This is a genomic window from Tissierella sp. QWL-11, assembly GCF_058683765.1.
In genome coordinates this window covers 2075386-2087559 of sequence record NZ_CM178750.1, presented here as the reverse complement: position 1 = coordinate 2087559, position 12174 = coordinate 2075386, and the positions used below count along the sequence as shown (strand labels likewise).

Here is a 12174-nt window from a genome sequence, read left to right as displayed (position 1 = left end):
TGATATAATTATATTTAGAATGGAGGAATAATTGATGAAACTTGAGTATAATTTAAAATTAGAACAAACTCAAAAATTAATAATGACACAAGAATTGAGGCAAGCTATTCAATTACTCCAGTATAATAGCTTAGAGTTAAATGAATATATAAAAGATCAAATAGAAGAAAATCCAATGTTGGAAATGGAATCTGTAAATAGAGAAATCGAAAATATAAAAAAAGATGAGAAAAAGGATGAAATAGATTTAAAGGATCTTGCTGAGAGGTACGATGATATAAGTTATAAGTCAGAAATAAATAGAAACCAGAATGAATACAATTTTGAATCCTTTGTAACTCATAAAGAAAATTTGAAAGATTATCTGATGGGTCAGCTTAATTTAACTATATTAGAAGATGAAAATTATCTTATAGGAAAATATATAATTGAAAATATAGATAAAAATGGATATCTAATGACTACTTTAGAAGAAATAAAAACTTATTTTGAAGTCAATATTGATATAGTAGAAAAGGTACTTGAGATAATACAAGGATTTGATCCTGCAGGCGTTGGTGCAAGAAACCTAAAAGAATGTCTTTTAATTCAATTAAAGGCAAAGGAAGATGTAGAGCAGGTAGTAATAGATGTAATAGAGAATTACTTAGAAGATTTATCATGCAATAGAATTATGAAGATTTCTAAGGAGTTAAATATAGACACATCTCAAATACAAAAAGCATGTGATTCTATAAAGACATTGAATCCGAAACCAGGAAGTGGATTTGATGATTCTCTGGATCAGACAAAGTTTATCGTTCCAGATGCCAGTATTGAATTAATAGAAGGGGAGTATATTATTCTTTTAAATGATATAACTGGTCCTAGATTAAATATAAGTGATTATTATTTAAGTCTTATGAAAAACAATAGGGATGATAATACTAAAGAATTTCTTTCAGAAAGACTTAATAAGGCTATGTGGATTATTAAAAGTATACAGCAGAGAAGGCAAACGATTTATAATGTAATAGAAGCTATATTGAAGTTTCAAATAGAATTTTTTAAAAATGGGGAAAAGGCTTTAGTGCCTCTTACATTAAAAGAAGTAGCAGATTGTATAGATATGCATGAATCCACAGTATCTAGGGCTACAAATGGAAAATATGTACAAACTCCAAGAGGACTTTACGAATTAAAATATTTTTTCTCAAGTGGAGTAGGAAATCAATTAGGAGGGATATCTTCCTCTACAAGGATTAAGGCAATAATAAAAGATATAATAAATGAAGAAGATAATAAAAAGCCCTATAGTGATCAAAAAATTGCAGATATATTAAAGGAAAAGGGCTCAAATATATCTAGAAGAACTGTAGCTAAATATAGAGAAGAATTAAATATACCTAGTTCTTCTCTAAGAAAAAGGTTTTCCTGAAAATCATAATTATTGCATAATTTATCCTAATAAGGTATACTATAGATAGTGGAGTTTTAAACTCTGCTATTTATTTAGATAACATGGGACAAAAAAACAAGTAGAGGTACATAAATTGTCCCGGTAGTACTCTTGGAGGTGAAAAGATCGAAACTTTAAACATTATAAGAGAGATATTGCCAGAAATGGTTGAATTAGTCTATACAAGATATTTGATTTTAAGATTCATATCTCATAACCAACCTATTGGTAGAAGGATGTTATCTAAACAATTAAATATGAAAGAAAGAAAAGTCAGAGATGAGGTAGAAATTCTTAAAAATTTAGATTTAATAAAAATTGATTTTAAGGGTATGTATACAAGTGAAAAAGGTAAAAAAATACTAAGGGATTTAGAGCCAATATATGCTAACTTAAAAGATATACCGATATTAGAGGAAAAGTTAAAGAATATATTGGGTATAAAAAAAGTAAAAATTATCCCTGGAGATTCTAATGAAAGTCAGATAATTTTAAAAGATATGGGTAAAATTACCTTTAAGGTATTAAAAGAAACTCTAAAAGAAAAAGATGTTATTGGGATAACTGGTGGCTCTACTATGGCAAAAGTAGTAGAAGAAGAAGAATATGATGATAAGACCAGAAATATCTTAGTCATTCCTGCTCGTGGAGCATTAGGTTCTGATGTTGAAAATCAATCTAATTCTATATCTGCAAAATTGGCTAAGAAATTAGGGGGTAACTATAAACTACTAAATGTTCCAGATACTTTAGATGTAGATGCTTTGGAGCATGTATTAAAAAATGAAGAAATAAAAGAATCTAAAAAAATCATAGAAAACATTAATATCCTAGTATTTGGAATTGGTAGAGCAGATACTATGGCAAGTAGAAGAAATTTAAAAGAATCCACGGTAGAAAAACTTAAAAATCAGATGGCAGTTTCTGAAGCATTTGGCCATTATTTTAACATCAAGGGGGAAGAAGTCTGGGAACACAAGACAATAGGTCTCTCTTTAGATAGATTTAAGAATTTAAAAAATTTAATTGGGGTAGCAGGAGGTGAAGAAAAAGCTGAAGCTATAATAGCGGTATCCACATTAAATCCTAATTTGACTTTAATAACAGATGAAAAAGCAGCAAAAGAGATATTGAGGATATTTTGAAAACATAAATAAAATTTAATTAATAAGAGGAGGAATTTTTAATGAGTATGAAAGTTGGAGTAAGCGGATTTGGTAGAATAGGTAGAGATTTTGTAAGAGCGTATTTTGAAGGTGGAGTAGAAGATTTTGAACTAGTTGCTATAAATGCATCAGGAAATATAGAAGATTTAGCTCATTTGTTTAAATATGATTCAGTATATGGAAAATTCAATGGTACTATTGAAACAGATGAGGAAGGATTTATAATAAATGGTAAAAAAGTTAAAGTAATAGCTCATAGAGATCCAGCTGAAATTCCTTGGAAGGAATTAGGAGTAGAATTGGCAATTGATTCAACAGGAGCATTTAGAGATAGGGAAGGTCTATCTAAACATTTGGAAGCTGGAGCAAAAAAAGTTATAGTAACTGCACCAGCAAAAGGAGAAGATATTACAGTTGTATTAGGTGTAAATGATGAAAAATATGATCCGGAAAATCACAATATTATATCTAATGCATCCTGTACTACTAACTGTTTAGCACCTGTTGCTAAAGTAATATTAGAAAAACTAGGAGTTAAAAAAGGTCTAATGACTACAATTCATGCTTATACAGGAGACCAACAAATACTAGACAAAAGACATAAAGATCCTAGACGTGCAAGGGCTGCAGCAGTAAATGTAGTACCAACTACTACAGGTGCAGCAAAGGCAGTTGCTCTAGTATTACCAGAATTAAAAGGTAAATTAAATGGATTCGCAATAAGAGTTCCAGTTCCTACAGGATCTATTGTAGATGTAACATTTGAAGTAGAAAAAGAAACTACTGCAGAAGAAGTAAATAAATTATTAAAAGAAGCAAGTGAAAATGAACTAAAGGGAATTCTTGGATTCTCAGAGGAGCCTCTAGTGTCATCAGACTATGTAGGGGACCCAAGATCATCAATAGTAGATGGATTATCAACTATGGTAATAGGTAATATGGTCAAGGTTGTATCTTGGTATGATAATGAGTGGGGATATTCAGAAAGAGTTTTAGACCTTGCAAAATTAGTAGCTACTAAGTAATTCATTAAAGTCGGGTCTTTTAAAAGACCCGACTATTTACTATAAGAGAGGGTGATTATATGCTAAATAAAAAGGGTTTAAAAGATTTAGATGTAAAAGGGAAAAAGGTAATTGTGCGATGTGACTTCAATGTTCCTATGGATAAAGATGGAAATATAACTGATGATAAAAGAATTAGAAGCTCTCTTCCTACGATTGAATATTTAGTAAAAGAAGGAGCAAGAGTTGTACTAATGTCTCATTTAGGCAGACCAAAAGGTGAAGCAAAAGAAGAATTCAGTTTACAGCCTGTTGCAAATAGATTAAAAGAACTATTAGATAAAGATATAGTATTTGCCAAAGATGACAATGTGGTGTCAGATAAGGTTAGAGAAGAAATAAATTCCTTAAAAGATGGTGATATAGCTTTACTCCAAAATACGAGATTTAGAAAAGAAGAAACAAAGAATGGAGAAAACTTTGCAAAAGAGCTGGCATCCTTAGGAGAGCTATATGTAAATGATGCCTTTGGAACATCCCATAGAGCCCATGCCTCAAATGTAGGTGTATCATCCTTACTTCCTTCAGCAGTAGGATTTTTAGTTGAGAAAGAAATAAATGTAATGGGAAAATCTATAGAAGAACCTAAGAGACCATTTATTGCTATATTAGGTGGAGCTAAAGTATCAGATAAGATTGGTGTAATTGAAAACTTATTAAATAAAGTAGATTCAATATTAATAGGTGGAGGAATGGCCTATACTTTTTTAAAGGCTCAAGGATATGAAATAGGACAGTCACTACTTGAAGAAGACAAGATAGAGTTGGCAAAAGAATTATTGGAAAAGGCAAAGAAAATTAATGTCAATTTACTACTGCCAGTGGATATTGTAGTAGCTAAAGAATTTAAAAATGATACAGAATTTAAAACTGTTAAAATAGATAGTATACCTGAAGATATGATGGGATTAGATATAGGAGAAGAAACTATAGAAAGATTCTCTGAAGAAATAGTAAATGGAGAAACTATAGTTTGGAATGGACCTATGGGGGTATTTGAAATGGAAAACTTCTCTAAAGGTACCTTTGGCATTGCTAAAGCAATGGCAAACTCTAAAGGTACTACTATAATAGGTGGAGGAGATTCTGCTTCTGCCGTTGAAAAAGCTGGATATTCTAAGGATATGAGCCATGTATCAACAGGTGGGGGAGCTAGTTTAGAATTGTTAGAAGGTAAAAAATTGCCAGGAATAGAGGCAATAAGCGAAAAGTAAAGGTGGGATAATATGAGAACTCCTATAATTGCAGGAAATTGGAAGATGAATAAAACTATTGATGAAGCTTTAAAATTAGTAGAAGAGATAAAATCTCATAAATTAAGTAAAGATGTGGAAACTGTTGTATGTGTTCCTTTTACAGATATAAAAGATGTAAAAAAAGCTATAAAAGATACAGATATAAAACTTGGTGCTCAAAATATGCATTGGGAAGATAATGGAGCATATACAGGTGAGATATCCCCTTTAATGTTAAAAGAATTAGGGGTAGATTATGTAATAATAGGACATTCAGAGAGAAGACAATATTTCAATGAAACAGATGAAACTGTAAATAAAAAGATTAAGACTGCTTTAAATTATGATATAAAACCAATACTTTGTGTAGGGGAGACTCTAGAACAAAGGGAGTCAGGAGAAGCAGAAGAAGTAGTTAAAACTCAAATTACAAAAGATTTAAAAGATATAGATGTAGAAAAGGTAACAGATATAGTTATAGCCTATGAACCTATATGGGCAATAGGTACAGGAAAAACTGCTTCAGCTGATGATGCCAACAATATGATTGGATTTATAAGAGATACTATAAAAAATCTATATAGTGAGACTCAATCAGAAAAAATAAGAATCCAATATGGAGGAAGCGTAAAACCAAATAATGTTGTAGAATTGATGGGGAAATCTGAGATAGATGGAGCATTAGTTGGGGGAGCAAGTTTAAAAGCAGATGACTTTGTACAATTAGTAAATTATTAACTGGAGGAATATTCATGGCAAAAAAACCAGTAATGTTAATGATATTAGATGGCTGGGGTATAGGAGAAGATTACCCGGGAAATGGTGTAAAACTTGCAAACACTCCAAACTTCGATAGATTAATATCTAAATATCCTAATACAAGTCTAGATGCAAGTGGCCAATATGTAGGTCTTCCCCAAGGACAGATGGGAAATTCTGAAGTAGGACATTTAAATATAGGAGCGGGAAGAGTAGTATATCAAGAATTGCCTAGAATAACTAAGGCCATTGAGAGTGGAGAGTTTTTTAAAAATGAAGGAATTCTAGCAGGTTTGCAAAATATAAAGACAAATAATTCTAAGGTACACCTTATAGGTTTAGTTTCAGACGGAGGTGTTCATAGTCATGTAAAGCATCTCTATGGATTACTTGAAATGATGAAAAAGAATGATGTAAAACAGGTCTATGTCCATGTGATTTTAGATGGTAGAGATGTACTTCCTACAGCTGGGAAATCTCAAGTAGAAGAATTACAACGAAAAATGGATGAAATAGGTGTAGGTAAGATTGCTACGGTATCGGGTAGGTACTACACTATGGATAGAGATAAGAGATGGGAAAGAACAGAATTAGCATATGATGCCATGGTTTTAGGTCAAGGTGAGAAGAATATAGATCCTATTGTTGCAATTGAGAATTCATATAATGAAGAAATCACAGATGAATTTATGTTGCCAACATTGATAGTAGAAGATGGAAAACCTGTTGGAACTATTGAAGATAGTGATACTGTGATATTCTTTAATTTTAGACCAGATAGAGCTAGACAAATTACTAGAGCTATTGTAGATCAAAACTTCATAGGATTTAAAAGAAAAAAGACAGTAAGTACTTTTTATATTACTATGACAGAATACGATACTACTATGCCAAATGTAAATGTGCTATATAGAAGTGAAACACCTTTAAACACTCTATCACAGTTTGTAAGTACTAGTGGACTAAATCAAGTTAAAATAGCTGAGACGGAAAAATATGCCCATGTAACCTTTTTCTTAAATGGAGGAATTGAAAAACCCTATATGAATGAGGATAGAGCATTGATTCCTTCTCCCAAAGTTGCAACCTATGACTTGAAGCCGGAGATGAGTGCCAAAGAGGTAAAAGAAGAAGTCATAAATAGATTAAATATGGATAAATATGATTTGATAGTGGTAAACTTTGCAAATTCAGACATGGTAGGACACACTGGCATAATGCCTGCAGTTATAAAGGCAGTTGAAACTGTAGACAGATGTATGGGAGAAGTAATAGAGGTTTTAAATGAAAAAAATGGTATAGCACTTATAACAGCAGATCATGGAAATGCAGAAAAATTGTTAGATGAAAATGGGAATGTATTTACAGCCCATACTACAAATAAAGTACCTTTAATATTAGTAGGAGAAGATAGACAATTAAAAGAAGGAAAGCTTGCAGATATTGCACCTACCCTACTAGAGCTTATGGGATTAGAAACGCCTAAAGAAATGACTGGAAATTCACTGTTAGTTTAAATAATAAAAGATGGAAGGATGATAAATTTGAGTATAATAGTAGATGTATACGCAAGAGAAGTACTTGATTCAAGAGGAAACCCAACTGTAGAAGTAGAAGTAATTACAGAAACAGGTTCATTTGGAAGAGCAATAGTACCTTCTGGAGCTTCCACAGGAGCATTTGAAGCTGTAGAACTAAGGGACGGAGATAAATCAAGATACCTAGGTAAAGGTGTATTAGATGCTGTAGCAAATGTAAATGATGTTATTGCAGATGAAATAATAGGAATGAATGTATTTGATCAATTAGGCATAGACAAATTCATGATAGAATTAGATGGAACAGATAATAAAGGTAAATTAGGAGCTAATGCTATACTAGGTGTTTCTATGGCAGTTGCAAGAGCAGCATCAGAAGAATTAGGTATGCCTTTATATAATTATATAGGTGGAGTAAACTCTAAAACAATCCCTGTACCGATGATGAATATATTAAATGGTGGAGAGCATGCAGATAACAATGTGGATATACAAGAATTTATGGTAATGCCAGTTGGAGCAAAGAATTTTAAAGAAGCTTTAAGAATGGGTGCAGAAATATTCCATAGCCTTAAATCAGAATTAAAATCTAAGGGATTAAATACTGCAGTAGGTGATGAAGGTGGATTTGCTCCAAACTTATCAAGCAACGAGGAAGCTTTATCTACAATAGTATCTGCAATAGAAAAAGCTGGATATAAACCAGGTGAAGAGGTAATGTTAGCCCTTGATGTTGCAGCTACAGAAATGTATGATAAAGATAAGAAAATATACTCTCTAGCAGGTGAAGGCAGAGAATTAACTGTAGAAGAAATGATAGATTTCTATGCAGATTTAGTTGAGAAGTATCCAATTATTTCCATAGAAGATGGACTAGATGAAGAAGATTGGGATGGATGGAAAGCTCTTACTGAAAGATTAGGAGATAAAATCCAATTAGTAGGAGACGACTTATTTGTAACTAATACAGAGAGATTAAATAAAGGAATTGAGCTTGGAATTTCTAATTCAATCTTAATAAAATTAAACCAAATAGGTACAATAACTGAAACTCTAGATGCTATAGAATTAGCTAAAACTCATGGATATACAGCAGTAATTTCTCATAGATCCGGAGAAACTGAAGATACAACTATTGCAGATTTAGCAGTAGCAACAAATGCAGGTCAAATTAAAACAGGTGCTCCTTCTAGAACTGATAGGGTTGCAAAATATAATCAATTATTAAGAATAGAAGATAATCTAGGAGAAGTTTCTCAGTATAAAGGTAAAAATACTTTTTATAATATAAAGTAAAATGAATTGAAACCTTCCAGGATTGAGACAGATGTAGTTTATGTTCTTTGTATATAAAGATAAAAGCAATAGTCTTAGCTCTGTGAAGCTAAGACTATTTTTGTATAAGGAGGTATACATATGAAACAAATAGCCATATATGGAAAAGGTGGCATTGGAAAATCAACTATAAGTGCAAATTTATCTGCAGCCATTTCAATATATAATAAGAAAGTCCTTCAAATAGGATGTGACCCTAAGCATGATTCTACAAGATTACTTATGCAGGGAAAAAATATAACTACAGTATTGGACTATATAAGAAGTACCAATCCTTTGGATTATACAGTTGAAGATATATTATTTCATGGATATAAGGGAATAGGCTGTGTAGAAGCAGGTGGACCTACTCCAGGTGTAGGATGTGCAGGAAGGGGTATCATCACTACATTTGAGCTATTGGATAGTTTTAATATAAAGGGTAATTACGATTATATCATCTATGATGTATTAGGGGATGTGGTATGTGGAGGTTTTGCTGTGCCCATAAGGGAAGAATATGCAGATACTATATTTATAGTCACATCAGGGGAGTACATGTCTTTATATGCTGCAAATAATATTTTAAGAGGTATCCAAAACTATGAAAATAGTGGAAAAAGAATAGGCGGCATCATATATAATAGGAGAAATGTACATGATGAGGATAATAGGGTAAGGAGATTTGTAGAGGCTGTAAAACTACCTATATTTATGGACATACCCAGAAGTGATGAGTTTTCAATATCTGAAAAAGGGAATATGACTTTGATTGAAAAATTTGAACAATCGAAGATAAAAGATATATTTAAGGATTTTGCAAAGGAAATAATAAAAGGAATAGAATTACATAAATCCAATCCTATTCCAGAGGAAGATATAGAAGATATCATACTTTTAAATAAAAGATTGATTTCAATTAAGAATAATCCTTTAAGTAAAGAAGAAAAGGAAATTTTAAAAGATGAAACCAGGCATATGGATGAAATAGATGCTACAAGTCCAAATAGATATCTATCTAAGAGTATGATTACTGAAGAGCCTCTTCATGGCTGTGCTTTTAATGGTGCTGTTTCTATGAGTATACATATTAAAGATGCTGTAGTCCTTGCCCATGCTCCTAAAAGCTGTACATATATATCCTATCAATCTATAACTTCTCCAGGAAGAAGAGGTTTATTTGAAAGAGGTGCTTTACTTCCTGTTTCTATATCCCCTAATTTTGAATGTACATATATGAAAGAGGTAGATATGGTTTTTGGAGGAATGGAGGTTTTGACGGAGAAAGTAAAGAAAATCAAAGCTGATTCTCCCAAGGCTATTATAGTGATAAGCGCATGTCCTTCAGGAATCATAGGAGATGATATTCATATGGTAAAATCCTTAGGTGATGATGATACTCCAATAATCACTATTAAAGCTGATGGAAATATAGCAGGGGATTATTTACAAGGTATGCTCATGAGCTATATGACCATAGCTAAAAATGCCATAAAATCAGATGTGAAAAAAACACCTGATACTGTAAATATAGTATTTGAAAAGGTCATTGCAAAAAACAACAATACCAATTTTGAAACTGTAGAAGAATATCTAAATCAAATGGAGATTACAGTTAATTGCAGATTTATTTGTGAAACTACCTATGAAAAAATAGAGAACTTTTTGACAGCCCCTATCAATATCTTGGGATATGATGATTATACTGGTAGGGTACTTAAGGACTTTTTTCAAAGAGAATATGATTGTGAATTCCTAGAGAAGCCCTTTCCTATTGGTTTTGAAGAAACTAAAACATGGATGAGAACTGTAGGCAGAGTTTTTCATAAGGAAAGACAGGCGCTAGATATTATAGAGAGCAATGAAAAACAATATAATCAATATATACAGGAGCTTAAACCCATATTAAAAGGGAAAAAACTTCTAATTATCACATACAATCACAGCCTAGACTGGATATTAAAAACTGTTTCAGATATTGGTGTGGAGATAGTAAAGATAGGGATATTGAATTTTTCTCAAGATATAGGGTTTAGAACAAATTTAAATCTAAATTTAAATGTAGATTTAAATTATAATAAGGAAAATATAGAGAGGGATATAAAAACATATAGTCCTGATATACTCCTTGCGAATTATGCATCTTCACTATATCATGGAGATTATATTTCTGATACTATACCTATGTGTCCGGATACTGGATTTTATTCTGGAGTAAAAATAGCTCAGAGGTGGGCAAAGCTTATCAAGTTAAATGTAAAAGGAGAATGGGCAAATGATGAAAGATTATTTAAAAAATATTACACCAGATAGTTTTACAGGTTTGATATTTGCCATGGAAGGAATTCACCGTACTGTGGTTTTAATAAATGGACCTACAGGATGTAAGTTTTATCATAGTGCTATTTCAGACAGTCAAAGTATTCATCAACATGAATTTGATCCTTTAAAATATCCAGACAGGTATTATTTTGGTCAGCCTAGAGTACCTTGTACATTTTTGGACTCTAAGGATTATGTATATGGAAGCAAAGAAAAATTAGAAGAGACTCTTAATTTTCTAAATGAAAAAGTCCCTTTTGATTTATTAGTTGTAATAAATTCCCCTGGGGCTTCACTTATTGGAGATGATTTGAAAGGCATAGTAGGTCAATATATAGAAGAAAAGAAATTTATAGTTATAGAGACTTCAGGATTTTCCGATGATATATGTCAGGGATATGAAAGGGCTGCTATGGAAATATTTAAACAGCTAGACATCCCTAAACTAAAAAAATTGCCCGATACAGTAAATATATTGGGTATATCCATATTCCATAGAGACCATATAGGGGATATAGAAGAAATTGAAAGATTGCTTAATATGTGTGGTATAAAGGTAAATTGCTTTTTATGCTCAAAATCATCCTTAGAAGACATAAAAAATATATCTAAAGGAAGCCTTAATGTAGTAATAAACCCTGAGTACGGATATAATACCGCATTGTTGCTAGAAGAAATCTATGGTATACCTTATTATATCTGTGATGGACCTCCTATAGGATTTAGTGCTACGGAAAAGTTTATAGAAGATATATGTAATATATTAAATAAAGACAACAGTAAATTTATGGAGGAAAGCGAGAAATCCAGAGCTGATGCCTATGTACATATTTCAAGGGTAAATTCTATGACTGGATTGCCTAAGGGAGTAAATTTTGCAATAGAAGGCAATTATTCAGAAGTATATTCTTACTCTATGTTTCTAGTTCATTATTTTGGAATGATACTAGAAACTGTATCCGTATTGAATGAAAATACGGATACATTCAAAGAACGAACCGATGATTTTCTAAAGGATTTAAATATCTATGATACTATTAACAGGGATATACTAAAGACTAAAAGCGAACTAGTCTTTGGAAGTGGAAACACCATTGCTAAACTTAAATTAAGAAAACACAATTTTAGTGGTATTGAGATATCTTTGCCCTCCTTAGGCTATATAGATGTACTTCCAAAGACTCATCTAGGTCTAAAGGGAGCCCTTATAATAGTAGAGCAAGTGCTAAATGGATTGATATTTAATTAAATAATGATTAAAGGTGCCAGGTTTTAAGATATGGATAATAGGGACTTCTGGATTTTTTATTCCTTTTTAATAATCACTTTAAATTAACA

General features: G+C 31.7%; 9 protein-coding genes. All 9 read left to right on the top strand.

What is annotated here, in order from left to right; translation table 11 throughout:
- Positions 1-34 precede the first annotated feature (34 nt).
- The 9 genes from rpoN (at position 35) to AC4PG3_RS10240 (ending at position 12085) form a co-directional block, all read left to right on the top strand.
- Positions 35-1417: an RNA polymerase factor sigma-54 gene (gene rpoN / locus AC4PG3_RS10280; protein WP_492196541.1), complete on the top strand. Its 1383-nt coding sequence runs from the start codon at positions 35-37 to the stop codon at positions 1415-1417.
- A 185-nt stretch (positions 1418-1602) separates the two neighbouring features.
- Positions 1603-2583, top strand: a complete 981-nt coding sequence (locus tag AC4PG3_RS10275; RefSeq protein ID WP_492198222.1) for a sugar-binding transcriptional regulator — start codon at positions 1603-1605, stop codon at positions 2581-2583.
- A 41-nt stretch (positions 2584-2624) separates the two neighbouring features.
- The gene (gene gap / locus AC4PG3_RS10270) at positions 2625-3629 is read left to right on the top strand and encodes a type I glyceraldehyde-3-phosphate dehydrogenase (RefSeq protein ID WP_492196540.1); all 1005 of its coding nucleotides are present in this window, start codon (positions 2625-2627) and stop codon (positions 3627-3629) included.
- 59 nt (positions 3630-3688) lie between these two features.
- Positions 3689-4882 (top strand): phosphoglycerate kinase, encoded by a 1194-nt coding sequence (locus AC4PG3_RS10265; protein WP_492196539.1) that lies wholly within the window; start codon positions 3689-3691, stop codon positions 4880-4882.
- Positions 4883-4894: 12 nt separating this feature from the next.
- Entirely contained in the window at positions 4895-5641 is a 747-nt protein-coding gene (tpiA, locus tag AC4PG3_RS10260) for a triose-phosphate isomerase (RefSeq protein ID WP_492196538.1), read from the top strand.
- Between the two features lie 14 nt (positions 5642-5655).
- On the top strand, positions 5656-7179 hold the full coding sequence (gene gpmI / locus AC4PG3_RS10255) for a 2,3-bisphosphoglycerate-independent phosphoglycerate mutase (RefSeq protein ID WP_492196537.1): 1524 nt from the start codon (positions 5656-5658) through the stop codon (positions 7177-7179).
- A gap of 27 nt (positions 7180-7206) precedes the next feature.
- Complete coding sequence (gene eno / locus AC4PG3_RS10250; protein WP_492196536.1) at positions 7207-8496, top strand: phosphopyruvate hydratase; 1290 nt, start codon at positions 7207-7209, stop codon at positions 8494-8496.
- Between the two features lie 120 nt (positions 8497-8616).
- Positions 8617-10827, top strand: coding sequence for a nitrogenase component 1 (locus AC4PG3_RS10245; protein ID WP_492196535.1), 2211 nt, complete (start codon positions 8617-8619; stop codon positions 10825-10827).
- Positions 10790-12085 (top strand): nitrogenase component 1, encoded by a 1296-nt coding sequence (locus tag AC4PG3_RS10240; RefSeq protein WP_492196534.1) that lies wholly within the window; start codon positions 10790-10792, stop codon positions 12083-12085. The genes AC4PG3_RS10245 and AC4PG3_RS10240 overlap by 38 nt, the downstream gene beginning before the upstream one ends.
- Positions 12086-12174: the final 89 nt, after the last annotated feature.